Here is a 25,722-nt window from a genome sequence, read left to right on the forward strand (position 1 = left end):
CCGGCGGGATTGCCGCCGGGGAACGGTACTACGCCATATCAGAATTGATGGCCGGCATCGTCGGGCTCGAGGGACTCGACGCCGACAACGGCAGCAACCTGCTCAATCGAACCGGTCTGCTCAACCAGTGCGGCAATGGCGTTGTTGATGATCTCTGCACCTTGGGTGTTTTCGGGCGCGATCATCATATCAAAGGTCACCGGATTTTCTGCCGCTTCGGCGGTCGCCTTCATGTGACCCAATGCCGCAACACTGGTCTCCAGTTGAGCGGTCAGTTGCTGGTTCAGTTCAGGCTTGGTCTGCGCAACCAGGTCAGCGAGTGAAGCACCGCTCAGCTCAGTACCGTCAACGCGCTTGTAGTTGCCGGTATACACGTTCTGAATGCCCAGTGCGTTGTAGTAGTGCGAGTTGTGGGTGTTGTCGCTGAAGCAGTCATGCTCGTCTTCATAGGAGTTGGCTTCCAGCGCGACCTTCATACGCTCGCCTGCCAGTTCGCCGAGTGACAGCGAGCCCATACCGAACAGCATTTTCTGGTAGACGGCGGTCGGCTCCAGTGCCGTTAGCTCGGCACGGTAGTTACCATCCACATTGGCTTTCCATTGATCGACCATCCAGTTCAAGTCAGATACCAGCAGGTCGGTTACGGCGTTCAGGTAAGCCGCACGACGGTCACAGTTGCCATTGGTGCAAGCGTCACCAGCAGCGTAGTCAGTTGCCTTGCGGTCACCTGCGCCAGCGCCGAAGCCGTTCAGGTCCTGGCCCCAGAGCAGAAACTCGATGGCGTGATAGCCGGTCGCAACGTTGGCTTCGGACCCACCCACTTCGTTCAGGTTGGCCAGCAGCTCAGGCGTAATATTGGTCAGATCCAGTGTTTCGCCGCCGACGTTCAGCTCTGTGCTCGCAATGATGTTGGCGTTAGCGCCTTCGTTACCCAGGGCGTGCTGGTAGTCATCGCTGCTGACGTAGTCGATCAGACCTTCATCCAGTGGCCAGGCGTTGAGTTGACCTTCCCAGTCGTCGACAACCGAATTGCTGAAACGGAACACTTCGGATTGCTGATAGGGAACCCGTGATTGCAGCCAGGCCGCGCGGGCAGCGGCGAGGGTCTCTTCGGTAGGGTTGGCAATCAGCGCGTCAGTGGCAGCGTCCAGCGCTTTGGCAGTGATCAGGGCATCTTCGTAGGTTGCCAGTGCCAGATCGGCGTAGTGGTTGACGATTGCTGCGGGGGCAACGCCGGCCGCTGCAGGTGTGCTTGCAGGTGCTTCTTCGGCGACGGGCGCTGCAGGTTCGGCGGCTTCCGGCGCTTTGGCCTGCTCGTTGTCGTTGCATGCGGTCAGAAGGAATGTGGTCGAAATTGCCAGCGCAAGCGCCTGCAGAGGAAAACGCACGGCCATGTATAGCTCCCTGTTGATTGTGTTCAATCAAGTAATGATAGTGATTTGCATTTGTGATTATATGCGGATAACAGCATATTGCAATGCGCGCTGCCGTCGCAGGCGATGTGGCCGGGGCTTTGCCATACTGACTTCACATCCATGACAAGAAAGCGGAGGCGGACCATGTCCAACCATCACGTGTACAAGAAAGTGGAAGTCGTTGGCTCATCACCCACCAGCATCGATGACGCCATCCGAGTGGCGATTGCGGAGTGCGCCAAGACCATTCGCTATATGGAGTGGTTCGAGGTGAAGGAAACGCGAGGGCATATCGCCGACGATCAGGTCGCACACTTTCAGGTCGTGTTGCAGGTCGGCTTTAGAATTGCCGGCAGCTGATGCCGCCGGCAGTACAGCGGAGCGAAATCAGCTGTTCAGTACTTGCCAGCGCAGCGCCATGGCTGAGTCGGCGGCTGCCGCCAGCTCGCGGCCTTTGGTGACGAAGTGCGTGCGGTAGTAGTTCTGGTGCTCGCTGTGCTCGTGGAAATGATGCGGAGTCAGGACGGCAGTCAGGACCGGGATTTCGGTCTCCAGCTGAACCTGCATCATGCCGCTGATGACGGCGTTGGCAACGAAGTCATGGCGGTAGATGCCGCCATCGACCACTAGCCCGGAACAGGCAATGGCAGCGTAGCGGCCGGTTTTGGCCAGCAGCTTGGCTTGCAGCGGGATTTCGTAGGCACCGGGCACGGCGATCACATCGATCAGCTCCGGGTTGTAACCGCGAGTGGCGATTTCTTCACGAAAACCGTCCAGGCAGCGCAAGACAATGTCGGCGTGCCAAGAGGCGTGGATGAAGGCAATGCGTTGTTGCGAAGGTTGGAAGTTACTCATCGTCTGGCTCTGATTCATGTCTCAATGTCGGTTTGAATCAGGGCGAACGGGCAGCAGCACGCCGAATTGAAGGCGTGCGGGCGCTGTCACGTTCTCTCCTATCCGGACTGTAACCGTCGGCTCTGGAGTCTCACCAGATCTGCTGACCTCTGCGTCGCAGAGCGCTCGCGGGCTTCGGAGCATAGCTCCGTTACCGCCGGTGGGGAGTTTCACCCCGCCCCGAGAACGATGCCGTGGTGGCCACGGCGGCGGACAATATAAGGAAGCTTGTCGCCCGGGTCAAAGTCAGCGGCTGCTAAAGTCCGTCGATAAACGACCGATATGAACAGGTATCCATCACTGCGAAGGGCGCAAACATGCGTATCGGCGAACTCAACTGGACCGACTTTGCTGCGCGCTTCAACGGCGCCTCCGCCCCTGCGCAAAGCGCCTCGGAGGCTGTGCCAAGCAGTAATCGGGAGATTGCCGAAAGCGTCAAAGTCTCGTTGTCGGAAAGGGCTGAAAAGGCCCAGCAGAGCAGCAGCAATCAAGACATCGATGACAGCGATTTACCCGAAATCATCAAACGGCTGCTCAAGCATATCCGTGAACTCAAGCAGCAGATCGCTGAGGTCCAGCAGCAGATCAACGACCTTGCCCGCCAGCAAAGCCTGTCGGATGACGAGCGCAGCGTTCTGATGGATGGACTGCGCAGTCAGCTTGCCAGTCTGGCGGGAGCGCTTAGCACGGCATACGCCAGTCTCGCAAAGGCGATGAAGCAGCAAGCGCTGAGTGACGAGCAGCGTACGACCATGCTGAAGCTGCTTAACAGCTAAACGCCGTTCCATTCACGCAACAGTCTTTTCAGTCTCGCGCCTCATGTGGTTCGACAAAATACGAACAAATAGGCGTAGCATGGCCGACTTCCCTTTTCGGCCTGTACGGAGCGCCAATGTCGAAGGTGCCAGATAACAGCAGAGGCATTGCCAACGGCCTGATGTTTTTTCTCGCGGCGTGCTGCGGCCTGATAGTCGCGAACCTCTATTACTCTCAGCCGCTGATCGGTCCTATCAGCCTGGCGCTCGGCATGACACCGGAGGCCAGCGGGCTGATCGTGACTCTGACGCAAATTGGCTACGTGGTAGGGCTTCTGCTGGTTGTGCCACTGGCCGATCGGTTGGAGAACCGGTCGCTGATCAGTGCGATGGTGCTGCTGTTGGCGCTTGCATCGCTCGGCACCGCGCTATCTGAGTCTTCAATGGCCTTTCTCGCCTGCTCTCTGGTGATTGGGATCGGTGCCGTTGCGGTCCAGATAATCGTTCCGCTTGCCGCTCACCTGGCGACGCCGGAACGGCGAGGGCAGGTGGTCGGCAACGTCATGGGTGGCCTGATGTTCGGCATCATGCTGGCCCGGCCGGTATCCAGCTTTGTCGCCGATCTGGCCTCCTGGCGCGCCATGTTCTTTGTTTCTGCCGGTTTGATGGTGGCGTTGGTGCTGGTCATGCAGCGAGTGATACCGCGACGTGTTCCCACTGCGAGTCTGGGCTATCTGGCGCTGTTGCGCTCGATGGCTTCCCTGGCACGCCATACGCCGGTTCTGCAGCGCAGGGCGTTTTACCAAGCGATGATGTTTGGTGCCTTCAGTCTGTTCTGGACCACCACGCCTCTGCTGCTGGCCGGCCCTGATTTTCAGCTGTCACAGTCAGGAATCGCGTTGTTCGCCCTCGCCGGTGTGGCAGGGGTGGTATCGGCGCCGGTCGCCGGGCGCCTGGCTGATCGCGGGCTGACTCGAATCGCTACTATCAGCGCGATGCTTTCGGTGATGGTCGCATTTGCGATGACGCATATCGTCGAGTCGGGCACAGGGCTGTCGCTGTTTTTGCTGGTGGCTGCAGCGGTGCTGCTCGACTTGGGTGTGTCTGGCAATGTGGTACTCGGCCAACGCGCAATCTACTCGCTGGGTGAAGCTGAGCGCAGTCGTCTGAATGCCATTTACATGGCTACCTTTTTTATTGGTGGGGCAGTGGGTTCAGCGGCCGGGGCGTGGGCCTATGTGAGCGGTGGCTGGCTTGCAGCCTCTCTGCTGGGCGGCGCGATGCCGCTGGTGGCCCTCGTAGTTTTGCTGCTCGGTGAGCCGGGCAAACAGCCTGGCGGTGAGCCAGAAGCAAACTAACGCCCTGGTGGCGTGGCGAGGCTGCCACGCCACCAGGGAGCCGACTATTGCGGGCGCGTCAGTCTGACGACTTCTTCAACGACGTCCAGACCGGGTTCAGCCAGGAAGGCTGGATCAGCGTACGCGGGGTTTGGGTATGAGTAGAAACCGCTGCCGGTCTGCAGTCCCAGTTTGCCCTGATCAAGGAAGTTGCGCTTGATGTAGTCGGCGTTCTTCAGCGCCTGCTCATCCTGATTGAGGTTCCCCCAATACTGGGTGATGTCGTAGCAGGTTTTCATGCCAACGACGTCGATCACGCCAAACGGCCCCATGCTCGCTCCGCGGTTCATCACCATGTATGTGCGGTCGACGGTTTCCGGCGTGGCAACGCCGTTGGTAACCAGGGTTTGTGCTGCCGACAGCAGCGGCACCAGCAGTGAGTTAATGACGTAGCCATTTTGCGGTTTGCTGACGGGGACCGGGATCATGCCGATCTCAATCGCAAAGCGGGTGATGGCTCGCAACGTATCCTCAGCGGTTTTGGCGTGAGCCATTACTTCAGCGAGGTTGATGGACCAGATCAGATTGGCGAAGTGCAGGGCGCAATACTTCTCCGGGCGGCCGGTGTCTTCGGCAAAGTCACTTGGCAGCAGGGTGGAGGAGTTGGTTGCCAGCAGGCAGTTGGCCGGTAACAGCGGTGCCATGTCCCGGTAGACCTGCTTTTTCACTTCAGGGATCTCCGGCACGGCCTCGATAACCAGATCGGCATTTGCCACGGCATCAGCCAGATCGGTGCTGTAACGCAGGCGCGCGCGGGTCTGCTCAATCTGTTCATCAGTGGCACCCAGATCCCGCTTGTAGATCTCGGCATACTGCTGGTGAGCGAAGCGGCATTGCTCCAGGCCTTTTTCAAACAGGTCGTATACAACAACCTGCTTGCCCTTGAATGCGCTGTGCCAGCAAATCTGACCGCCCAAGACGCCTGCACCAAGGACGGTTACATGTTCAATTGACTTGCTCAAATGGATATCTCCCTGCTTTATGCGGCTCGGCGCTTGGCGCCAGCGTTCTTGTTGTCTGCTTCGATATTGCGCGGCTCAAACTCGAGGATGTCGTCCTCGATCGCTTCATCCAGCAGCATCACGCGATCCGCCTCATAGGCGTTGAGGAGCCGCCATGGTGATTTCTGGCCTTGGCGCGGCAGCACGCTGTTGGCGCGTTGCACGTACCCGGATTCCAGCGCACCCATGACAGACTCATCCGGCAGCGAGCAGTGGTCGTGGTCGCGTGGTACAACCACCTGCATTCCGGTGGCGCGCAGGTGGTTGATCAGGCGACAGACATACCGGGCAGCAATGTCGGCCTTGAGTGTCCACGGGGCGTTGGTATAGCCGAAGATCCACGCCATGTTGGGCACGTTTTGCAGCAGCACACCCTTGTAGGTCATTTGCTGTTGTAGATCGAAAGGCCTGCCGTCAATCAGCAGCTGTGTGCCTCCCAGCAGCTGCAACTTCAGACCGGTTGCGGTGATTATGATGTCGGCTTCCAGCTCCTGCCCTGATGCCAGCTTGATGCCGCGCTCGGTGAAGGTGTCGATTTGATCGGTCACCACCGATGCCTTGCCGCTGTTGATGGCCTTGAACAGGTCGCCGTCGGGCACGGCGCAGAGGCGTTGGTCCCAGGGCATGTAGGTCGGGGTAAAGTGCTTCATCTGGCCCGGGTCGTCGAGCTGTTTGGCGACCTGCTTTAGCAGGTGGCGGCGCATGCCTTGAGGCCAGCGTTTGGCGGCCTTGAACAGCCAGCGTTGGATCAGAATGTTGCGCTTGCGTGCCAAGCCGTTCGCCCAGCTTTCCGGCATGACTTTGCGCAGCACCTCGGTGAGTTTGTCGCGCGCCGGAACCGTCATCACATAGGACGGTGAACGCTGCAGCATGGTGACGTGGGCTGCCGCGTCGGCCATCGCTGGTACGACAGTAACGGCAGTCGCACCACTGCCAATAACGATGACTTTCTTGCCGCGGTAGTCCAGGTCAGCCGGCCAATGTTGAGGATGAATACATTGGCCCTGGAAGCGCTCAACGTCCGGGAAGTCTGGCAGGTAGCCGGTATTGTGGTCGTAGTAGCCAGTGCAGCTGATCAGAAAGTCGCAGCTGAAATGACGTGCCTCATCGGTGTTAAGGTCGCGGGTGCTGATGACCCATTGCTGCTGTTCGCTGCACCACTGTGCCTGCTCGGTTTCGATGCCGAAGCGAATCAGTTTGTCTACGCCATATTCGCGGGCGGTGTCGCCGATGTAGTTGCGAATGGACTCACCATCTGCCAGCGTATTCAGGTCATTCCAGGGGCGGAAGTCATAGCCGAAGCTGAACATGTCGGAGTCGGAGCGAATGCCGGGATAGTTGAACAGGTCCCAGGTGCCACCGACACGCTCGCGTCGCTCGAGAATGGCCAGTCGCTTGCCCGGGCACTCTTGGGAGATGTGTACGGCCGTACCGATGCCAGACAGTCCGGCACCGATGATCAGCACGTCAAAGTGCTCATTCATCATCGTCTTGCTCTCTTTTTATTATGTGTGCGTACAGAGGACTATAGACTGCCTGCTCGCGGACGGAACGGGCTGGTTGAATGCGGAAAATAAGTCGGCATTTATTGCCAACCAAGCGCTGAAGGAAAGGGCGCGTAGCCGCAGGGTGCGGCTACGCAGAGGGAGTTAGCGTGCTGTTTGGGGCTGACGAGCCGACAGCAGGAGCGCACAGAGCACGCTGACAACGGTGGATGCCACGAGCGCACCGACGAATGGCGGCAGAGTCGGAACCGTGTTGGGGAAACTGGCCAGCACTGCGCCTTGCAGGGCGCTGCCTGTCTCCAGCCAGCCCGGCAGAATGGCACCAAGCAGCCCCGCCAGCGAACCGGCGATTGCGGCAAGCGGGGACATCCGCGACCAGAGGCCCAGCAGGACCGGCACAACGGCGGTTGCACAGAGCAGGTCGGCGATCAGGAACAGTCGCAGCACCGACATGCCCTGCAACGCGATCAACACGACGGGGATCATCAGCAGTAGGGTAAACCAGCGCGCAGCCGACAGGCTGAGCCCCTGCTTCTCGGTGACCGCCAGCGAAACGATAGCGTTCTGCAGGGTGTCGACCGAGGAGGCGACCAGGGTGATTGCCAGCAGCAGCGCAGGCAGTGCCAGCCAGCCCGGGGCATCGCGCAGCATGGCAAAGAACGGAATCGGCGGAGAGCCAATATCGGCACCGCTCATCAGCGTCAGGATGCCCAAGCCGCCCACCACCGCGACAACCAGCACGGTCGCAATGCCGCCAATGGCTGCGCCACGGCCCAGGGCGGTGGCGTCCTGCGCGGCCCACAGGCGCTGCCAGTAGCCCTGGTGGAACAGGTTGGCAGCGGTGACCGCGATGATCAGTGTGAGCGCAACGCTGAGTGCGGCCGATGCCGGAATACCGGGCAGCGCGGTGTTTGGTTCGATTGACGGCAGACGGTCAACTGCAACGCCGCCGACCAACAGCAACAGGGCGATCAGCAGCCAACCCTGCCAGCGGTCCGTGGTCATACTGGCACGCAGCCCGCCCCAGGCGGTGTAGATCAGCGTGGTGACGGCCACACCGATTACCACGAGGTTACCGTTGATGTCGGACAGCATCGCGGTGATCGCGCCGATGGCAGTCAACTCGGCAATCAGGAAACACGCCATGTACAGCAGCGAGATCAGCCCGACCCAGCGGCGCACACCACCACCGTAACAGTGCTGAGCGAATTCTCCGATGCTGCGCCCCTCTGGCAGACGGCGACGAATCGCCGGCCCGCACAGGGCAAACACCGCAAAGGGCAGGGCGGCGCCGAGGGCGTAGCCCGCCAGGCCAAGTGGGCCAACCAGCACGCCGACTTCCGGCGGGGCAAAGAGAATCCAGCCGCCCATGCCTGAGGCCAGGAACGACAGGCCGATGGCCCAGCTGCTCTGCGAGTTGCGGGCGGTGACGAAATCGTCCAATGCCTCGTTACCGCGTGAGCGCAGGCCAATCCATACGAACAACAGCAGCACGGCAACCAGCGCCGCGATAGACAGGTAAAGCATGTCGCGCTTCCTCCGCCGGTATGAACCGGATCAGGTTCCAGGGTTTCGGCCAAGCAAAACGTGGCGTGTTCTCAGCCCGGAACATGAAAGCTCGGGCTCCCCTGGCGACAGGTGGGATGGGATACAGGTGATGCGGGCCACATGATGTCACATATTCTTTCAACGGCGTAAGTCGTGACCCGGTATTGTTGGCGGTTGGCCAGCCAGGCTGCTTAACTGATAGAGCAAGCAGGGAAAGCCAACAGCCGCCAATGACAGGCCGTCAGGGCGAAGTGCGGGTTGACGACAGGTGTTCTCATGCGTGATGACTCTGATGTGATAGCCGACGATATGGACGTTGATCGTATGGCTATCGAAACAGTACTCGATAGTCTGGATGCACTGGTCTACGTAGCTGATATGAACACCCATGAGTTGCTCTTTCTCAACGCTTACGGACGGACAGAATGGGGCGACGCCGACGGTCGAAAGTGCTGGCAGGTACTGCAATCCGGCCAGACAGGGCCGTGCTCATTCTGCAACAACGCATTGCTGCTCGATCCGCACGGCAGGCCGTCTGGTGTGCAAGTGTGGGAGTTTCGCAATACTCACAACAACCGCTGGTATCAGTGCCGTGATCAAGCCATTCGCTGGCCAGATGGTCGTCTAGTGCGGATGGAAATCGCTACCGATATCACCGATCTGAAGGATCTGCAGAACCAATTGACCGAGGCGCGCCTGCAGGCCGAGCAGCTCGCCAATGAGGATGCGCTGACCGGTCTAGCCAATCGCCGTGCGTTGTTTGCATTTGGTCAGCATGTATTGGAGCAGGCGCGGCGCCAGCAGCAACCGGTAGCGTTGATTGCGCTTGATGCCGATCGTTTCAAGCGTATCAATGACCGCTATGGTCACGCCGCGGGTGACGCTGTGCTGGTGGCGCTGGCCGATGAACTGCGCCATCACACCCGTGCGGCGGACATCGCTGTCAGGTTGGGCGGTGAAGAATTTGCCGTGCTGATGCCAGCCACGGGGCTGAGCGCCGCGCGGGAATTGGCGGAGCGGCTGCGCGCATCAATCGCTGCGCTGGAGATTGTGTACGACAACCAGAAGATCCCTATCAGTTGCAGCTTTGGCGTGACAGCGTCGGCCAACGGCACGGCAAGCCTGGATCAACTGCTGAACGCTGCAGATCTGGCCACCTACCGGGCGAAAGCCGGTGGCCGCAACCGTGTCGAGGAAGAAGACTGTCACTGAGTTGGCATCGCGTTCGTGCCCACGCTGGTATTGTCACCATCAGGTTCGCTAGCATGCGTGCACAACCGTGAAAAGGAAGTTGCCAGCCAATGGCCGATAACAAGAAGTCCAGGGAAGCTGCTCCCGCCCCGTCGCTGTGGCGACTGCTTTTGCCACTGATTTTGGTCATCGCTGCCGTTGTCATCTGGTGGCTAAGCGCGCGGCCCACCGAAGTGGTGCTGCCGCCGGTAGCGCCACCTGCACCGGTTCAGCAAGCTCCAGTTGCAGCACCACCCGTCGCCCAGCAGCCCGTTAGCGTTCTCGGGCCGCAGTATGTCGGGCGCGAGACCTGTGCCGGATGCCATGAACAGCAGACGGCCGATTTCTCTGGCTCGCATCATGATCAGGCCATGCAGGAAGCCAACGCGGATACCGTGCTGGGCAACTTCAACAACGCCAGCTTCAGCTTCGGTGGTGTGACCAGCACCTTCTTTCAGCGCGACGGCCAGTTTCTGGTCAACACCGCAGGCCCGGATGGCGACATGCAGGACTTTGTTGCCGAGTACACCTTCGGTGTCTATCCGTTGCAGCAGTATCTGCTGGCGATGCCAGGGGGGCGCTATCAAGCCTTCAGCGTTGCCTGGGACGCACGCCCTGCCGTTGAGGGCGGTCAGCGCTGGTTTCAGCTCAATCCGGACGCCAACGGCGATGATCCGGTCAAGGCACTGCATTGGAGCGGACGCCAGTTCAACTGGAACCTGATGTGCGCTGAGTGCCACTCAACCAATCTGCAGCGCAACTTCAACGCTGCAACCAACACCTACCACACGGACTGGGCCGAGATCGACGTGTCCTGCGAGTCCTGCCATGGCCCTGCATCTGACCATGTGGAATGGGCCAATGATCCGGCGGCGCACCCGAATATGGCCGCTACCTTGGGGCTGGCGGTCCGCTTCGACGAGCGTGAAGGCGTGACCTGGCAGCATGACGAGAACGGCGTGGTGAGCCGCAGCCAGCCACGCACCAGCGAGAAAGAAATTCAGGCCTGCGCTGCGTGTCACTCGCGCCGGGCACAACTGTTTGACGACCCGCAGGACGCAGGACTGCTGGTGGAAAATTATCTGCTCTCCACGCTGGATCAAGGCCTCTATCACCCGGACGGCCAGATTCAGGACGAGGTGTTTGTGCATGGCTCCTTCCTGCAGAGCAAGATGTATCAGGCCGGGGTAACCTGCAGTGATTGCCACAACCCCCACTCACTCGAACTCAAGGTGCCCGGCGACGGTGTTTGCCTGCAGTGCCACCAGGCCGATCGCTATCAGACGCCCAAGCACCATTTCCACAGCAGCGTGCAGGGCAGCGCCTGTGTTGACTGCCACATGCCGACCACCACCTACATGGAGGTGGACCCGCGGCGCGATCACAGTTTGCGCATTCCGCGCCCTGATCTGAGCGTCAGCCTGGGTGTACCTAACGCCTGCAATCAGTGCCATACCGACCAGACGCCAGAATGGGCGGCAGAACACGTCGAACAGTGGTACGGACACGTGCCGGAGGGTTTGCAGCAGTACGCGCATACCCTGGCTGCAGGTCGTTCCGGTGCGGTTGGTGCCCAACAGGATTTGTTGACGCTGTTGGCGGACGAAGGCCAGCCGGCGATTGCCCGCGCCACCGCCGCCAGCCTGCTGCAGGCCTGGCCCGGCCCGGAAGTCGCCCAGTCGCTGTTTGTCGGCCTGCGCGCCAAAGATCCGATCATCCGCCTCGGCGCGCTGGAGGCGATTGGCAGCTACCCGGCGGTCACCCGTTGGCAGCTTGCCAGCCCGCTACTGGATGCACCCGAACGCGTCGTCAGGTTGCAGGCAACCGCGCAATTGCTGGATATTCCGCCCGAGCAGATGCGCGGCGATGACATTGAAAAACTCCGTCGCGCGCAGCAGGAGTATCTGCAAGCGCAACAAGCCAACGCGGATGATCCGGCGGCACAGCTGAACATTGGTTTGTACTACCAGACCCGCAACGACATTGCGTTGGCCGAGGACGCCTATCAGCGGGCGCTGCAGCTCGATCCGTACTTTATCGGTGCCTACGTAAACCTGGCCGATCTCTACCGCGCTTCCATGCGCGACCCGGAGGCCGAAGCACTGCTCAACCGAGGGTTGGAGAAACTACCGGAGGCGGCGCCGCTGCATTTTAGTCTTGGGCTCCTCAAGGTCCGCAGCAAGGATATGGCGACCGCACTGGTCGAGCTGCGCCGTGCAGTCATGCTAGATCCGCAAAACACCCATTACCGGTATGTATTTGCAGTTGCACTGAACAGCGCAGGGCAGGGCGAAGCAGCACGTGAGCAGATCGCCAAAGGGCTCGCGTTGAGTCCCGGCAACCAAACCCTGTTGACGCTGCAACAACAACTGCAGCACCCGGAGGCTGGGCAATGACTGTTGAGGTAATCGTCGGCAATCTTGCTGATTCTGTGCATGCATCGGCACTGAAATCGTTGCTCGCAGAGTACGCACTTGATCCTATGGGTGGCGCCGCGCAACTGGCGCCCGAGCTGCTGGAATCGTTGCCGGACAAGCTGGCTGTACGGCCAGATTACCTGTTTGTCTTGGCCGTTTCCGGTGACGAACACGTCGGCCTGGTCAACTGCTTCGAAGGATTTTCCACCTTCAAGGGCAAGCCGTTGATCAATATCCACGATGTGATGGTGTCGCGCCGCTGGCGAGGCCAGGGCATCGCTCAGCAGATGCTGCGCCTGGTCGAGGAGGTCGCTGTTCAGCGCGGTTGCTGCAAGCTGACACTCGAGGTGCTGGAAGGCAATAAGACCGCGCAGCGCACCTACCTCAACCTCGGGTTTGAGGGCTACCAGCTGGACCCGGAAATGGGGCGGGCGATGTTTTGGGAGAAGCCGCTTTAGCGGCTACTGTTGGGCTTGGCGCATAGCCTGGCTGGCCTGCACCACGCGGTTCGCGGGCACCCGCAGTTGCTCCAGCAGGTAGCTGGCGAACGCGGGATGGTAAGGCTGTTTAGTGATGGCTCTGGCCATGCACTCCAACCATTGGTCGCGCAGCTCCGGGCCAACATCCCACTTGGCATGGAAGGCGGGAATGCTGATCCCGCCATACTGCTGCTGAAACAGCCGGGGGCCGCCCAGCCACCCGGACAGAAACGCGGTTAGCTTGGCACGCGCCGACGCAAGGTCCGGCGCGTGCAGGGCACGGAGCTCCTGCGCTCCCTCCCAGCTGTCCATTTCCTGATAGAAATCATCGACCAGCCGGCGGATGCCATCAATTTCCCCTGCGGCCTGATAGGACGCGTCGGCTGTGCCGTAGGACGGCGCGGTTTCGCTCATGTCGTGTACCTCATGTTGATGGCCTGATGGTACGCCTTCGACATATTTTCTCCAGCGCTTGCTCTGCGGCCAGTCGCCGCAGCGAACCCGTCCTGTGACAGGGTGCCGAGCGCCAGTGCTGCGCGGCACATTGACGCACCTCCGAAACAGCTGTTGCAGAGCTGTATCTATCCGCGTGAACCCCGCATCACGCGCGACTTGCGAGCATTTCTCATTCGCTTAAATACACGGTGCTGTTGGTGAATTTGAAACGCTGCATTGATCTATGTCACCACTTGTTACAATTGCGCGCCACTCTGAAATACTTTGTAATACTTCTCGCAACAGGTTCCAGACGCTCGATCTGGTACCCCACGGAAGGCGCCGCTCCCGCGGCCAGTTTGGCGATTGATGCTGTACGCCGTCTCAGTCTGCACAAAGACATTACGCTGACCCATAAAAACCACCCGGCAGCACCTGACACGCTCATGCGGGAGCGTCACGGGGTGCTGTTGCGTGGGCTATTGGTCGGCTGGTGGGTGCACATCACTGGGGCCTGTTGCACCTCGTTCCCTGTCGGGCGCGAGGGCCTGTTCAACGACTAAGGCTGCAACATGAACCCGAAGCAGATAACTTCAATCCTGAAACGGCTCGCCTGGTTGCCGCTGCTGATGCTCGGCGGCTGCAAGATGGTGTTGCTGGACCCGAAAGGGCAGGTCGGCGTCGACGAAAAGTCGCTGATCATCACCGCCACGCTGCTGATGCTGATCGTGGTAATTCCGGTCATCGTGATGACCCTGGTGTTTGCCTGGAAGTACCGCGAAAGCAACACCAAGGCGACCTATCGACCTAACTGGTCCCACTCCACCGCGATTGAACTGGTGGTCTGGATCATCCCCTGCGTCATCGTCGCCATCCTCGGCACCATCACCTGGAAGACCACCCATGAGCTGGACCCATACCGCCCGCTCGACTCGGACGTAAAGCCGATCGAGGTGCAAGTGGTATCGCTGGACTGGAAATGGTTGTTTATCTACCCAGAGCAGGGCATCGCCACCGTCAACGAACTGGCCTTCCCGGTCGACACCCCAGTCAACTTCAAGATCACTTCCCAATCGGCGATGAATTCCTTCTTCATCCCGGCGCTGGGCAGCCAGATCTACTCGATGGCCGGCATGCAGACCAAGCTGCATCTGATCGCCAACCATGAAGGCAGCTACGACGGTTTCTCAGCCAACCTGAGCGGCGAAGGCTTTTCCGACATGAAGTTTCAGGCCATCGCCACCGATGAGCAGGGCTTCAGCGACTGGGTTAGCCAGGTCAAAGCCAATACCGAGACGCTGGATCTGAACAGCTATCCGGCGCTCGTAGCGCCGAGCAAGGCCGATCCGGTCCGTTACTACGGCAGCGTCAGCCCGATCCTGTACGAGACCATCCTCATGCAATACCACAACGGCGGTAAGCACGCGGCCGGCCACGAAGACCACGCGGGTCACGCAGGCCATGAGGCTCATGCAGGCGCCGAAATGGCTGGCATGCCCATGAACGCTGCCGAGGAGACCCACTGATGTTTGGCAAGCTGACACTCGAGGCCGTGCCGTTCCACGAGCCCATTATCATGATCACCCTGGCGGTCGTTGCGATTGCCGGGCTGGGGATCTTTGGCGCCATCACCTACTACCGCAAGTGGGGCTACCTGTGGACCGAGTGGCTGACTTCGGTTGACCACAAGAAAATCGGTGTGATGTATATCCTAGTTGCCCTGATCATGCTGCTGCGCGGCTTTGCCGACGCCATCATGATGCGCGGCCAGCTGGCGATTGCCGAAGGCGCTTCGCAGGGCTACCTGCCGCCTGAGCACTACGACCAGATCTTCACCGCGCACGGTGTGATCATGATCATCTTCATGGCGATGCCGTTCATGGTTGGTCTGATGAACATTGCGGTGCCGCTGCAGATTGGCGCCCGTGACGTTGCCTTCCCGTTCCTCAACTCGCTCAGCTTCTGGCTGTTCGTGGCCGGTGCGATTCTGGTCAACGTGTCGCTGGGGGTAGGGGAGTTCGCGCGCACCGGTTGGGTTGCTTACCCGCCGCTGGCAGAACTGGGCTACAGCCCGGGCGTGGGGGTCGACTATTACATTTGGGCGTTGCAGTTATCGGGGCTAGGGACGCTGTTGACCGGCGTGAACTTCTTGGTGACCGTGTTCAAGATGCGCGCACCCGGCATGACCCTGATGAAAATGCCGGTCTTCACCTGGACCTGCACCTTCACCAACATCCTGATTATTGCGTCCTTCCCGATTCTGACCGCCACGCTGGCGCTGCTGAGTCTGGACCGTTATCTGGACATGCACTTCTTCACCAACGAGCTTGGCGGCAACGCCATGATGTACATCAACCTGTTCTGGGCCTGGGGTCACCCCGAGGTGTACATCCTCATCCTGCCGGCGTTCGGTATCTTCTCTGAAGTGATCTCGACCTTCTCCGGCAAGAAGCTGTTCGGCTACACCTCGATGATCTGGGCCAGCGCCGCGATCACCGTTCTGGGCTTCGTGGTTTGGTTGCACCACTTCTTCACCATGGGCTCGGGTGCCAACGTCAACGCCTTCTTCGGTGTTGCCACTATGGTCATTTCGGTGCCGACCGGGGTGAAGCTGTTCAACTGGCTGTTCACCATGTTCCGCGGTCGCGTGCAGTTCACCACGCCGGTGCTGTGGACTCTGGGCTTTATGGTGACCTTCACCGTGGGCGGCATGACCGGCGTCCTGCTTGCCGTGCCGGGTGCGGACTACGTGCTGCACAACAGCCTGTTCCTGATTGCTCACTTCCATAACACCATCATCGGTGGTGCGGTGTTCGGCTATCTGGCTGGCTTCACCTTCTGGTTCCCGAAAGCCTTCGGCTTCAAGCTGGACGAGCGTTTGGGTAAAGGCGCCTTCTGGTGCTGGTTCACCGGTTTCTTCGTCGCCTTCATGCCGCTCTATGTGCTGGGCTTCATGGGCATGACGCGCCGTCTGAACCACTACGACAACCCGATGTGGCAGCCGTACCTGATAGTTGCCTTTTTCGGTGCAGCGCTGATTCTGTGCGGGATTCTGTTCCAGCTGGCGCAGCTGGTCGTCAGCCTGCGTAACCGTGAGTCGCTGCGTGACGTTACCGGTGACCCGTGGGGTGGTCGCACCCTGGAGTGGTCCACCAGTTCGCCGCCGCCGTTCTACAACTTCGCCGTTACACCGACCGTACGTGCACTGGATGCCTTCCAGGACATGAAAGAGCGTGGCGAAGCCTACCTGCGGCCTGATCATTACGCGCCGATCCACATGCCGAAGAACACCTCGGCTGGTCTGATCATCGGTCTGCTGGGTGCTGTATTCGGTTTTGCGCTGGTCTGGCACATCTGGTGGCTGGGAGCGGCCAGCTTCATCGGCATGATCGCCACCTTCATCGCCCGCAGCTACAACGAAGACGTCGACTACTACGTGCAGCCTGACGAAGTAGAGCGCATCGAGAACCTGCATCACGCCAACTTTGAAGCGCCGCGTCAGGTGCTGAACACTCAACCCGTTGCGGAGCAGATCTGACATGTCGAGCACTGTAATGCACTCCAACCACGCCGTGGCGCATGACGACCACGCGCACCACGACACCGGCGGCAACACCGTATTCGGCTTCTGGCTGTACCTGATGACCGACTGCATCCTGTTCGCCTGTGTGTTCGCCACCTACGCCGTGCTGGTCAACCACACGGCCGGTGGCCCCAGCGGCAAGGACATCTTCGAGCTGCCCTATGTGCTGGGTGAAACCGCACTGCTGCTGGTCAGTAGTTGCACCTACGGCTTTGCCATGATCGCGGCGCACCGCGGCTTCAAGGGCCAGACGCTGGCCTGGCTGGCGGCGACCTTTGTGCTGGGCGCAGGCTTCATCGGGATGGAAATCAACGAATTCCATCACCTGATCGTCGAAGGCTTTGGCCCGGACAAGAGCGCATTCCTGTCGTCCTTCTTCACCCTGGTCGGCATGCACGGTCTGCACGTGACGGCTGGCCTGGTGTGGATGGTCATCATGATGCTGCAGGTCAGCAAGCGCGGTCTGACCGACCGTAACAACACACGCCTGATGTGCCTGAGCCTGTTCTGGCACTTCCTGGACATCGTCTGGATCTGCGTGTTCACCATTGTCTATCTGATGGGGACTATCTGATGAGTCATGCGCATTCCGACGCCGGCGCCGGCCACGGCAGCTACGGCTCTTACGCTATCGGTTTCATCCTGTCGGTGCTCCTCACTGCCATCCCGTTCGGGATGGTGATGAGTGGGCAGTTCAGCCAGAGCGTCAATCTGATCAGCATGCTGACCATGGGTGTGATTCAGGTCGTGGTGCATCTGGTGTGCTTCCTGCACATGAACACCTCGTCCGAGGGCCGCTGGAACCTGGTGGCCTTCCTGTTCACCATACTGATCATCGTCATGCTGGTTGGTCTGGCCATCTGGATCATGATTAACGCCGACATGCTGATGATGCCCTGGATGTTCCAGTGAAACTCAAACGCTACCTGCTGGTCACCAAGCCCGGCATCATCTTTGGCAACCTGATTGCGGTGGCGGGGGGATACTTCCTCGCCGCCCAGGGGCAGATCGATCTCGGTCTGCTGCTGGCTACCGTGATCGGGCTGTCGCTGGTGGTTGCCAGTGGCTGCGTGATGAACAACTGCATCGACCGCGACATTGATCGGCATATGCAGCGCACGCGGGGCAGGGTGCTGGTCACCGGGCAGATTTCAGTTCTGGCGGCACTGGCGCACGGTGTGGTGCTCGGCCTGGCAGGCTTTGGTCTGCTGTGGTGGTACACCACGCCGGTGGCCACGGCGCTGGCGGCCTTCGGCTTCTTGATCTATGTAGGCGTCTACAGCCTTTGGATGAAGCGCCGTTCGGTCTACGGCACGCTGGTAGGCAGCCTGTCCGGCGCCATGCCGCCGGTGGTGGGCTACTGCGCGGTGACCGGTCAGTTCGATACCGGGGCCGCGCTGCTGCTGTTGATCTTCTGTCTGTGGCAGATGCCCCACTCGTACGCTATTGCCATCTTCCGCTTTGATGACTACAGCGCAGCCGGTATTCCGGTGCTGCCGGTAAAAGAAGGCATACGGGTAACCAAACAGCACATCGTCTGGTACATCCTGGCCTTTGCAGCGGCGGCGCTGATGCTGACCCTGTCCGGCTTTGCCGGTTACGGGTATCTGGTGATCGCGTTGCTGGTCAGCATCTGGTGGCTGGTGATCGCGTTGTCGGGTTACCGCGAAGAAGTGGATGACCGGCTCTGGGCGCGTAAGCTGTTTGGCTTCTCGATCATCGCCATTACCGCACTGAGCCTGATGATGTCGATCGACTTTCGCGTACTGCCGTCACCGACGCTGTTCGCTGGTCTGTGACCTTGAGTATCCGGGCTGCGCAGTCGCCCGGATGACTCTTCCTGCTTCAAGCCTGTTGAACCACAAAGCTCGACAGTACTTCGTTCACCGCTTCCGGTGCCTCGTTCTGCAGCCAATGGCCAATCTTCGGCAGCAGTTCAATCTGCAGGTTGGGGATGCGTCTGCCCATCATTCCCCTCAGCGCAGATTCATCCGCACCTTGAATGACACTGTCGGCAGCGCCGGCGATAAACAGTACCGGACACTTGATGGTGCTGTTGCGCCACGGCAGCAGGCGTCGCCAGTTTTCATCAAAGTTGCGGTAATAGTTGATGCCGCCAGCAAAACCACTGTGCAGGTAAGCGGCAATGTAGTAGTCGAGCATCTCATCTGTAAGCCACTTCGGCTGCTCCTTCGGTACGCCAAGACGGCCGATCCAGCCGCCGCCTTCGGAAGTCGATTTGCCAAGCAGAGGAGGGTGGCGCGGTGTGTCTGGCGAACAGTAGAGCGCACGGAGGATGCCTTCCGGGTCCTCGTCGAACTCGGCCTCGGCAACGCCCGGTTCCTGAAAGTAAATCTGATAGAAGAACTGCTCTTTAAAGTAGCCGCGCAGAAACTCGATTGGCGGCACATCAGCAACTGGGCGCAGCGGCACACTCATGATCACCAAACGCTGCACGCGCTCGGGGTGCAATTGAACGAACTGCCAGCAGTTGATAGCGCCCCAGTCGTGACCGATCAGTAGCACCGGCGTGCCGGGGCTGTAGTGATCAACTAGCTCCTGCATGAAGCCCGCGATGCGGGTGACGTTGTAGTCCTCGATGGAGGGCAGGGCCTGGGTCTCGCCGAACCCCGGCATGTCGGGCGCGATTGCCGTGTAGCCGGCATTGGCAAGCGCAACCATCTGGCGTCGCCACGAGTACCAGCATTCAGGCCAGCCATGGATGAACAGGGCGATGGGGCCGCTGCCCACGCGGGCCACACGGGTTTGCAAGCCGCTGATACGCGGATGTTCGAGGGTGATGTCTTCCAGGCTGTACATCTGTTTTCCTTATTATTTGGACACTAGCCAGATTCTTGAGTACCGCGAACCGTCGAGCGGGTCAAGCAAGGGTGCGGTGGTACATGAATACGCATTCAACCGGGTGATTGGCAGACGACACCGGGGTGACAATATTGTTAGATATGTTATGTTATAACCGTATTTAAATGATCAAGGTATAAACCATGTCTGACCGCCTGCCCGTTACTGTTCTGTCCGGATTCCTCGGAGCGGGGAAGAGCACGCTGCTGAACGCCATTCTGAAGAACCGTGATGGTCTCAAGGTGGCCGTGATCGTCAACGATATGAGCGAGATCAACATTGATGCCAGCGAGGTGCAGCGCGATGTCACGCTTAATCGGGCAGACGAGCGTTTGGTCGAAATTAGCAACGGATGCATCTGCTGCACGCTTCGCGAGGATCTATTGGAGGAGGTCGGCCACCTGGCTAAAGAGGGGCGCTACGACTACCTGCTGATCGAGTCGACTGGCATCTCTGAACCGATGCCGGTAGCCGAGACCTTTACCTTTCGGGACGGACAGGGCGCAGCGTTGGCCGATATCGCGCGGCTGGACACCATGGTCACCGTGGTCGATGGAATCAACTTCCTGCATGATTACGAACAGTCGGCGAGCCTGGCCAGCCGCGGTGAGACCTTGGGCGAAGACGACGAGCGTTCCATCACAGACCTGCTCGTTGAGCAGGTCGAGTTTGCCGACGTGATTTTGATCAGCAAATGCGACCTGATCAGCCATGCTGCGCTCGCCGAGCTGGAAGGCATTCTGCGTACGCTGAATCGCCACGCTCGTATCATGCCGATGATCATGGGCAACGTGCCGCTGCACACGGTACTGAATACCCGGCTGTTTGACTTCGAGCGCGCGGCCGAAGCGCCGGGTTGGCTCCAGGAGCTGCGTGGCGAGCACGTACCGGAAACCGAGGAGTACGGTATTGGCTCCACCGTCTACCGAGCCGACCGACCGTTTCACCCGCAGCGGTTTTACGAGTTCATCAACCGACCTTGGCCGAACGGACGACTGCTGCGCTCAAAAGGTTTGTTCTGGCTTGCAAGCCGGTGGACTCTGGCAGGGAGCTGGTCACAGGCCGGCAGCCTCATGCGGCATGGCCTGGCAGGGCGCTGGTGGCGATTTGTGGATCGCGAACACTGGCCAACCGACCCTGAGATGCTCAAAGAGATCACGCAGCACTGGCGACCGGACAGTGGTGACTGCCGTCAGGAGTTGGTGTTTATCGGGCAGGGGCTTGACGCGCAAAAGCTACAGCGAGATCTGGACTACTGCCTGCTGTCGGATGCGGAAATGCAGATCGACCCGGCAGACTGGGCAGGCCTTGGTGACCCGTTTGGCTCATGGGTTACCGAGGCGACTGCCCCTGTGTGACGTTGCACTGATTGCAGCTTGCTCTTTCGTCATAGTGAGACCTGATGCGCACGACAGCGTCAGGTCGCCGCGTGGCAGCCAGAATGCAATCCGCTGGCAGGGTGGCTCCGCCTGCGGCTCAAACTGCTATCCTTGGGATTGTATAGCTGACTGATGATGGAGCCGACAATTGAAAGCGCGCACTTGGTTGTCCATCCCGCTGGCACTCGCGTTAACAGCTGCCTTCTCCAGTACCGGTTTTGGTGCCGAGCGGGATATGAGCCGCACGCTGAAGATAACTGCGCTCGATTGGGAACCGTACACCGCGTCCTCCATGGCTTCTGGAGGGAACGCAATCCAGCACCTGCGCAACATTCTGCGTCAGTGCGATATCGAACTTCAGGTCGAATTGGGGTCATGCCGAGATAAGGAGAAAATTCATTCATTTGGTCTGTAGAGTTATGTTTTTAAAGGATATTTTCTACAGAAAAGGCTGTTTCAGATGCGTGGTCTATCTTTTCCAGTTGACTCAGGAAAGGAGTGATCCATGGCATCCCTCGAACGTACTGCCTATCCAGTTCTGTCGCGCTCGTATTCAAGGGCCGAGCTGCAGCGCGAATTCACATTTTCCGAGGAAGAAGTTACCTGGATCAAAAGTCGCGCCAATGCTGCATTCCGACTGAACCTCGCTGTTTTGTTCAAGACCTTCCAGGTACTCCGATACTTTCCAGAAATCGCTGAGGTACCTGATCCAGTCGTTGATTTCATCCGTACTCAAATAGGCCTGCGCAGTAAGGTCGCCCTATCGCCCTACAAATGGATGCAGCTTTACCGTCATATGAACGCAGTGCGAGAGCGGCTCGGGGTGCAGCCGTTCTATGGCTCTGATGGTCAGGGCATTGCAGTCGCGCATGCGCAGTTGATGGCTCCTCTCCTCGAACAGCGTGCGGACATTATCAATGCGGTGATCGACGAACTACTGCGTCAAAACTATGAGCTGCCCGCCTACTCGACCCTGAACGACCTGGCGGAGCACGCGCGGGCAGACGCCCAGGACAAAATATTCAACCTGGTGGTAACCAGAACCCCAATCGAGGTGATCTACAAGCTGAAAGAACTGCTCGACACTGACTTCGGCCGACGCCAAAGCGACTTCAATGCCCTGAAGCAGGCGCCCAAGAAGCCGTCCCGCAAGCACTTGGAAGTACTGATCGATCACTTGGCCTGGCTGGAAAGCTTCGGGAATCTCGACGCTATATTTGAGGGCATCGTCGATACTAAGATCCGCCACTTCGCTGCCCAGGCAGCAGCATCGGACGTCTCCGAGCTGAAAGACTGCTCGCTACCGAAACGCTACACGCTGATGCTGGCTTTGATCTATCGCATGCGCGTGCGGACACGAGATCACCTGGCCGAGATGTTCATCCGACGGATTTCGACGATTCATAAACGCGCCAAGGAGGAGTTGGAGCAAATCCAGGCTAGGCAACGCCAGAAGCTGGAGCAGTTGGCGGCGACCCTGGACGGCGTGGTGCAGATTCTGGTTCAAGAACCGGATGATCAGGAGGCCGGCAGCCTGATTCGCGAATACCTCTCCCCCGATGGTAATCTGGATCGGTTGCGCGAGACTTGCGCCGAAGTTCAGGCTACCGGTGGTAACAACTACCTGCCGCTGATCTGGAAGCACTTCAGATCCCATCGATCGCTGTTGTTCCGCCTCAGCCACCTTCTTCAACTGGAGCCCACGACTCAGGATCGGTCGCTGATTCAGGCACTTCAATTGATCCAGGACAGCGAGAACCTACACCGAGAGTGGATCGACGAGCACGTTGACTTGTCGTTTGCGTCGGATCGCTGGGTCAAGGTCGTTCGCCGTCCTTCCAGTGAGGGACCACCGACCAACCGGCGCTATCTGGAGGTTTGCGTTTTCTCTTACCTGGCCAGCGAGCTGCGATCCGGCGACATGTGCGTGCAAGGGTCGGAATCCTTCGCCGACTATCGCAAGCAGTTGCTGCCCTGGGAAGAATGTCTCCAGCGACTACCGGCCTACTGCGAAAAAATGGGGCTGCCTGGTACAGCGAAGGAGTTTGTTGTCTCTCTCAAGGCCCAGCTTGAGGAAACAGCGCAGCAACTAGACGAGAAATTCCCATCATGCCGAGGGGACGTATCGATCAACGAAACCGGCGAGCCGGTTCTCCGCCGAGTGACCGCTCGAGATATCCCGCCCTCGGCTATCTCGCTACAGACTGCGCTCATGCAGCGCATGCCGACCAGACATGTGCTCGACATAATGGCCAACATCGAGCATTGGATTCAGTTCACTCGGCATTTCGGGCCTATGTCCGGTAACGAGCCGAAGCTCAAAGAACCTGCCGAGCGCTACCTGATGACGATCTTCGCCATGGGCTGCAACCTAGGCCCTAACCAGGCCGCGCGGCATCTGACCGGTAATGTAACGCCACACATGCTGTCCTACACGAATCGCCGTCACCTCTCGCTGGAGAAGCTGGACAAGGCCAACCGCGAGTTGGTGGAACTCTACCTACAGCTTGACCTGCCCAAACTCTGGGGCGATGGCAAGGCAGTGGCCGCGGACGGTACGCAGTTCGACTTCTATGACGACAATCTGCTGGCCGGCTACCACTTCCGCTACCGCAAAATGGGGGCTGTGGCCTACCGGCATGTGGCCAACAACTACATCGCCGTGTTCCAGCACTTCATCCCGCCGGGTATCTGGGAGGCGATCTATGTGATCGAGGGGCTACTCAAAATAGACCTCAGCGTCGAACCCGATACGGTGTACTCGGACACCCAAGGGCAGTCGGCCACGGTGTTTGCCTTCACCCATCTGCTGGGCATCAACCTGATGCCGCGTATCCGCAACTGGCGCGACCTAGTGATGTGCCGGCCGGATCGCGGCGTATCATACAAGCACATCAACCGCCTGTTCACCGACACTGCCGACTGGCACCTGATCGAAACCCACTGGCAGGATCTGATGCAGGTCGCGCTATCAATCCAGGCCGGCAAAATTTCCTCGCCTATGCTGCTGCGAAAACTCGGTTCCTACAGCAGGCGCAACAAGCTCTACCACGCGGCACAGGCGCTCGGCAGCGTGATCCGCACGATATTCCTGCTCAACTGGATCGGTAGCCGCGAGCTGCGCCAGGAAGTCACGGCAAACACCAACAAGATCGAGTCCTACAACGGATTCTCCAAGTGGTTGTCCTTCGGCGGCGATGTGATTGCTGAGAACGATCCGGACGAGCAACAGAAGCGACTGCGCTACAACGACATGGTGGCCTCGTCGGTGATCCTGCAGAACACTGTGGACATGATGCGTATCCTGCAGAAACTGGCACGCGAGGGCTGGCAGTTTACTGATGAGGACGTGTCGTTCCTAAGTCCCTACCTGACCAGCAACGTCAAACGCTTCGGCGAGTTCAACCTCAAGCTCAATCGGCCACCGGAGCCTTGGATCAAGGATTCGGTGTTTCAACAAGCCGCCGGCTCGCTGCGTGTCAGCACGCCCCGCCAGGCCGATACCGAGTTGGCCCCATGATCAAAATTCCTCCCGCATCCTTTCACGTTACGCCGTGCGGCGAGGTGGACGCCGCCGCATTGGAGAAGCTACGCAACAGCTTCGATACGTCACAGCTACTCGGTTTGGTCGATCGACTTGACACTAGCCTGGCTGAGCTGGGTGGGATGATTGCTATACGCGACGAGTTGCTGAAGCTGCATACGATGGCCCAGGCGTTGGTCGAAGGCACTCTACCGCCAGTTACGACCGAGGAGTCCTCCGTCTGGGAGGTAGCCGAATCAGTGCTATTAGATCTCGAGACGTTGAGTTCCTGGGTTCGAACTGCTCAGATGATGATCGCTCCGTTGGTCGATCTGGTTCCAGAACATAGAGTAAATGAGTTGTCAGATCGCGAAGGCAACTGAGCAGGTAATTGCCTGAGATAGATCAGCGTTCAGGCTGACTCGGGCGATTACACTGCGCAATCGGTCTGTTTGGAGTCCCTCAGTGGAAGCTCGCCCTGAAAATAAGTGGGATGTAGTCATCATCGGCGGCGGCCAAGCCGCGTTGACCACCGCGTACTTTCTGCGGCGTACGGGGTTGTCGTTTGTGATGCTCGATGCCGAGGATGGCCCTGGCGGGGCTTGGCGTCATGGCTGGGACTCCTTGCGACTGTTCTCGCCGGCGACTTGGAGTTCGATTGCCGGCTGGATGATGCCGCCAGTTCAAGAGGGTTACCCGACGCGTGATCACGTCATCGACTACCTGACACGCTATGAGGCGCGTTACCAGTTCCCGGTCGAGCGACCAGTGCGAGTCACCTCGGTCGAACGCATCAATGGCGCGCTGCGCGTCCATGCCGAGCAAGGGCATTGGGATGCCAAGGCAGTGGTCAGTGCTACTGGTACCTGGAGCAATCCCCATATCCCCAACTATACGGGTACCGAGTTGTTCCGCGGCCAGCAGTTGCATTCGGCCCACTATGTCGAGGCCCAGCCGTTCGCAGGCAAACGGGTGCTGGTGGTAGGCGGTGGAAACTCCGGGGCACAGATCCTGGCAGAGGTCTCCAAAGTGGCCGAAGCTACCTGGGTGACGCCCACCAAGCCGCTGTTTCAGCCCGATGATGTCGATGGTCGTGTGTTGTTCGAGCGAGCGACCGACCGCTGGAAAGCCCAGCAGGAAGGTCGCGTCATCGAACAACCAGTGGGCGGGCTGGGCGATGTGGTGATGGTACCGCCCGTGGTCGAAGCGCGTGAACGTGGCGTCTTGCACGCAGTTCGCCCCTTCTGCGTATTCCGGCGAACGTGACCGGTCATTCCGGGGATCGTGACCGATTTGCGC

22 protein-coding genes, 1 pseudogene and 2 riboswitches are annotated in these 25,722 nt (G+C 59.4%); of the genes and pseudogenes, 16 read left to right on the forward strand and 7 right to left on the reverse strand.

All coding sequences use genetic code 11. The features are described 5' to 3' along the window. Positions 1-38 precede the first annotated feature (38 nt). Positions 39-1,394, reverse strand: a complete 1,356-nt coding sequence (locus tag AAFM31_RS02795) for an imelysin family protein (RefSeq protein WP_341706368.1) — start codon at positions 1,392-1,394, stop codon at positions 39-41. 165 nt (positions 1,395-1,559) lie between these two features. Between AAFM31_RS02795 and AAFM31_RS02800 the strand changes: the two genes are divergently transcribed. Continuing rightward, entirely contained in the window at positions 1,560-1,775 is a 216-nt protein-coding gene (locus tag AAFM31_RS02800) for a dodecin (RefSeq protein WP_341706369.1), read from the forward strand. Between the two features lie 27 nt (positions 1,776-1,802). Here the strand turns inward: AAFM31_RS02800 and AAFM31_RS02805 are convergent, their stop codons facing one another. Beyond that, on the reverse strand, positions 1,803-2,270 hold the full coding sequence (locus AAFM31_RS02805; RefSeq protein ID WP_341706370.1) for a 6,7-dimethyl-8-ribityllumazine synthase: 468 nt from the start codon (positions 2,268-2,270) through the stop codon (positions 1,803-1,805). A gap of 86 nt (positions 2,271-2,356) precedes the next feature. Continuing rightward, positions 2,357-2,501, reverse strand: a riboswitch (FMN riboswitch). 125 nt (positions 2,502-2,626) lie between these two features. Between AAFM31_RS02805 and AAFM31_RS02810 the strand changes: the two genes are divergently transcribed. Together AAFM31_RS02810 and AAFM31_RS02815 are read left to right on the forward strand one after the other, a co-directional pair. After that, complete coding sequence (locus AAFM31_RS02810; protein ID WP_341706372.1) at positions 2,627-3,085, forward strand: hypothetical protein; 459 nt, start codon at positions 2,627-2,629, stop codon at positions 3,083-3,085. A gap of 116 nt (positions 3,086-3,201) precedes the next feature. Continuing rightward, a complete protein-coding gene (locus tag AAFM31_RS02815) occupies positions 3,202-4,422 on the forward strand; it encodes an MFS transporter (RefSeq protein ID WP_341706373.1) in 1,221 nt (406 codons plus the stop codon). A 44-nt stretch (positions 4,423-4,466) separates the two neighbouring features. Here AAFM31_RS02815 and AAFM31_RS02820 read toward each other — a convergent pair whose 3' ends face one another. From AAFM31_RS02820 to AAFM31_RS02830, 3 genes are all read right to left on the reverse strand, one after another. Then, positions 4,467-5,423, reverse strand: coding sequence for a 3-hydroxyacyl-CoA dehydrogenase (locus AAFM31_RS02820; RefSeq protein ID WP_341706374.1), 957 nt, complete (start codon positions 5,421-5,423; stop codon positions 4,467-4,469). 17 nt (positions 5,424-5,440) lie between these two features. Continuing rightward, positions 5,441-6,949, reverse strand: a complete 1,509-nt coding sequence (locus AAFM31_RS02825) for an NAD(P)/FAD-dependent oxidoreductase (RefSeq protein WP_341706376.1) — start codon at positions 6,947-6,949, stop codon at positions 5,441-5,443. Positions 6,950-7,111: 162 nt separating this feature from the next. Further along, the gene (locus tag AAFM31_RS02830; RefSeq protein WP_341706378.1) at positions 7,112-8,494 is read right to left on the reverse strand and encodes a sodium:solute symporter; all 1,383 of its coding nucleotides are present in this window, start codon (positions 8,492-8,494) and stop codon (positions 7,112-7,114) included. Further along, a riboswitch (TPP riboswitch) is annotated at positions 8,484-8,607 on the reverse strand. It overlaps the preceding gene by 11 nt. A gap of 184 nt (positions 8,608-8,791) precedes the next feature. Here AAFM31_RS02830 and AAFM31_RS02835 point away from each other — a divergent pair. The 3 genes from AAFM31_RS02835 to AAFM31_RS02845 all read left to right on the forward strand — a co-directional run bounded on the left by AAFM31_RS02835 (position 8,792) and on the right by AAFM31_RS02845 (position 12,620). Next, on the forward strand, positions 8,792-9,727 hold the full coding sequence (locus AAFM31_RS02835; RefSeq protein WP_341706379.1) for a GGDEF domain-containing protein: 936 nt from the start codon (positions 8,792-8,794) through the stop codon (positions 9,725-9,727). A gap of 89 nt (positions 9,728-9,816) precedes the next feature. Further along, entirely contained in the window at positions 9,817-12,141 is a 2,325-nt protein-coding gene (locus AAFM31_RS02840) for an ammonia-forming cytochrome c nitrite reductase subunit c552 (RefSeq protein WP_341706380.1), read from the forward strand. Continuing rightward, positions 12,138-12,620 carry a GNAT family N-acetyltransferase gene (locus AAFM31_RS02845; RefSeq protein ID WP_341706381.1) on the forward strand — a complete coding sequence of 161 codons (483 nt, stop codon included), beginning with the start codon at positions 12,138-12,140 and terminating at the stop codon, positions 12,618-12,620. Before AAFM31_RS02840 ends, AAFM31_RS02845 begins: the two co-directional genes overlap by 4 nt. A 3-nt stretch (positions 12,621-12,623) precedes the next feature. Here the strand turns inward: AAFM31_RS02845 and AAFM31_RS02850 are convergent, their stop codons facing one another. Continuing rightward, complete coding sequence (locus AAFM31_RS02850) at positions 12,624-13,055, reverse strand: group II truncated hemoglobin (RefSeq protein ID WP_341706382.1); 432 nt, start codon at positions 13,053-13,055, stop codon at positions 12,624-12,626. A gap of 593 nt (positions 13,056-13,648) precedes the next feature. On the opposite strand from AAFM31_RS02850, the gene cyoA reads away from it, so the two are divergent. The 5 genes from cyoA to cyoE are packed head-to-tail and all read left to right on the forward strand — an operon-like array spanning position 13,649 to position 18,458. Then, positions 13,649-14,602: a ubiquinol oxidase subunit II gene (gene cyoA, locus AAFM31_RS02855; protein WP_341706383.1), complete on the forward strand. Its 954-nt coding sequence runs from the start codon at positions 13,649-13,651 to the stop codon at positions 14,600-14,602. Then, on the forward strand, positions 14,602-16,614 hold the full coding sequence (gene cyoB / locus AAFM31_RS02860) for a cytochrome o ubiquinol oxidase subunit I (protein WP_341706384.1): 2,013 nt from the start codon (positions 14,602-14,604) through the stop codon (positions 16,612-16,614). Before cyoA ends, cyoB begins: the two co-directional genes overlap by 1 nt. A gap of 1 nt (position 16,615) precedes the next feature. After that, positions 16,616-17,233, forward strand: coding sequence for a cytochrome o ubiquinol oxidase subunit III (locus tag AAFM31_RS02865; RefSeq protein ID WP_341706386.1), 618 nt, complete (start codon positions 16,616-16,618; stop codon positions 17,231-17,233). Beyond that, positions 17,230-17,571: a cytochrome o ubiquinol oxidase subunit IV gene (gene cyoD / locus AAFM31_RS02870; protein ID WP_371833004.1), complete on the forward strand. Its 342-nt coding sequence runs from the start codon at positions 17,230-17,232 to the stop codon at positions 17,569-17,571. Before AAFM31_RS02865 ends, cyoD begins: the two co-directional genes overlap by 4 nt. Then, positions 17,568-18,458 (forward strand): heme o synthase, encoded by an 891-nt coding sequence (gene cyoE, locus AAFM31_RS02875; protein WP_341706388.1) that lies wholly within the window; start codon positions 17,568-17,570, stop codon positions 18,456-18,458. Before cyoD ends, cyoE begins: the two co-directional genes overlap by 4 nt. Positions 18,459-18,504: 46 nt before the next feature. On the opposite strand, the gene AAFM31_RS02880 is transcribed toward cyoE, so the two are convergent. Continuing rightward, positions 18,505-19,479 (reverse strand): alpha/beta hydrolase, encoded by a 975-nt coding sequence (locus tag AAFM31_RS02880; RefSeq protein ID WP_341706389.1) that lies wholly within the window; start codon positions 19,477-19,479, stop codon positions 18,505-18,507. A gap of 185 nt (positions 19,480-19,664) precedes the next feature. Between AAFM31_RS02880 and zigA the strand changes: the two genes are divergently transcribed. The 5 genes and pseudogenes from zigA to AAFM31_RS02905 form a co-directional block, all read left to right on the forward strand. Continuing rightward, a complete protein-coding gene (gene zigA / locus AAFM31_RS02885) occupies positions 19,665-20,879 on the forward strand; it encodes a zinc metallochaperone GTPase ZigA (protein ID WP_341706390.1) in 1,215 nt (404 codons plus the stop codon). 169 nt (positions 20,880-21,048) lie between these two features. Further along, positions 21,049-21,315 (forward strand): hypothetical protein, encoded by a 267-nt coding sequence (locus AAFM31_RS02890; RefSeq protein ID WP_341706391.1) that lies wholly within the window; start codon positions 21,049-21,051, stop codon positions 21,313-21,315. Positions 21,316-21,405: 90 nt separating this feature from the next. After that, entirely contained in the window at positions 21,406-24,420 is a 3,015-nt protein-coding gene (locus AAFM31_RS02895) for a Tn3 family transposase (protein ID WP_096006325.1), read from the forward strand. Beyond that, positions 24,417-24,806, forward strand: a complete 390-nt coding sequence (gene tnpC, locus AAFM31_RS02900) for a Tn3 family transposase post-transcriptional regulator TnpC (protein ID WP_096006324.1) — start codon at positions 24,417-24,419, stop codon at positions 24,804-24,806. The genes AAFM31_RS02895 and tnpC overlap by 4 nt, the downstream gene beginning before the upstream one ends. Positions 24,807-24,888: 82 nt before the next feature. Continuing rightward, positions 24,889-25,683, forward strand: a pseudogene (locus tag AAFM31_RS02905) (ArsO family NAD(P)H-dependent flavin-containing monooxygenase); the annotation flags it as partial. Positions 25,684-25,722: the final 39 nt, after the last annotated feature.

Origin of the sequence: Halopseudomonas sp., from assembly GCF_038130085.1 — a bacterium.
In the GTDB taxonomy this organism is placed as follows: Bacteria; Pseudomonadota; Gammaproteobacteria; order Pseudomonadales; family Pseudomonadaceae; genus Halopseudomonas.

Excerpts from the sequence above, each read along its gene's own strand:
- zigA (WP_341706390.1), top strand. The coding sequence starts at position 19,665 with ATGTCTGACCGCCTGCCCGTTACTGTTCTGTCCGGATTCCTCGGAGCG.
- AAFM31_RS02805 (WP_341706370.1), bottom strand. The coding sequence starts at position 2,270 with ATGAGTAACTTCCAACCTTCGCAACAACGCATTGCCTTCATCCACGCC.
- AAFM31_RS02795 (WP_341706368.1), bottom strand. The coding sequence starts at position 1,394 with ATGGCCGTGCGTTTTCCTCTGCAGGCGCTTGCGCTGGCAATTTCGACC.
- AAFM31_RS02815 (WP_341706373.1), top strand. The coding sequence starts at position 3,202 with ATGTCGAAGGTGCCAGATAACAGCAGAGGCATTGCCAACGGCCTGATG.
- AAFM31_RS02880 (WP_341706389.1), bottom strand. The coding sequence starts at position 19,479 with ATGTACAGCCTGGAAGACATCACCCTCGAACATCCGCGTATCAGCGGC.
- AAFM31_RS02800 (WP_341706369.1), top strand. The coding sequence starts at position 1,560 with ATGTCCAACCATCACGTGTACAAGAAAGTGGAAGTCGTTGGCTCATCA.
- AAFM31_RS02865 (WP_341706386.1), top strand. The coding sequence starts at position 16,616 with ATGTCGAGCACTGTAATGCACTCCAACCACGCCGTGGCGCATGACGAC.
- AAFM31_RS02830 (WP_341706378.1), bottom strand. The coding sequence starts at position 8,494 with ATGCTTTACCTGTCTATCGCGGCGCTGGTTGCCGTGCTGCTGTTGTTC.
- AAFM31_RS02810 (WP_341706372.1), top strand. The coding sequence starts at position 2,627 with ATGCGTATCGGCGAACTCAACTGGACCGACTTTGCTGCGCGCTTCAAC.
- AAFM31_RS02835 (WP_341706379.1), top strand. The coding sequence starts at position 8,792 with ATGCGTGATGACTCTGATGTGATAGCCGACGATATGGACGTTGATCGT.
- AAFM31_RS02895 (WP_096006325.1), top strand. The coding sequence starts at position 21,406 with ATGGCATCCCTCGAACGTACTGCCTATCCAGTTCTGTCGCGCTCGTAT.
- AAFM31_RS02845 (WP_341706381.1), top strand. The coding sequence starts at position 12,138 with ATGACTGTTGAGGTAATCGTCGGCAATCTTGCTGATTCTGTGCATGCA.
- tnpC (WP_096006324.1), top strand. The coding sequence starts at position 24,417 with ATGATCAAAATTCCTCCCGCATCCTTTCACGTTACGCCGTGCGGCGAG.
- AAFM31_RS02850 (WP_341706382.1), bottom strand. The coding sequence starts at position 13,055 with ATGAGCGAAACCGCGCCGTCCTACGGCACAGCCGACGCGTCCTATCAG.
- cyoA (WP_341706383.1), top strand. The coding sequence starts at position 13,649 with ATGAACCCGAAGCAGATAACTTCAATCCTGAAACGGCTCGCCTGGTTG.
- AAFM31_RS02825 (WP_341706376.1), bottom strand. The coding sequence starts at position 6,949 with ATGATGAATGAGCACTTTGACGTGCTGATCATCGGTGCCGGACTGTCT.
- cyoB (WP_341706384.1), top strand. The coding sequence starts at position 14,602 with ATGTTTGGCAAGCTGACACTCGAGGCCGTGCCGTTCCACGAGCCCATT.
- AAFM31_RS02840 (WP_341706380.1), top strand. The coding sequence starts at position 9,817 with ATGGCCGATAACAAGAAGTCCAGGGAAGCTGCTCCCGCCCCGTCGCTG.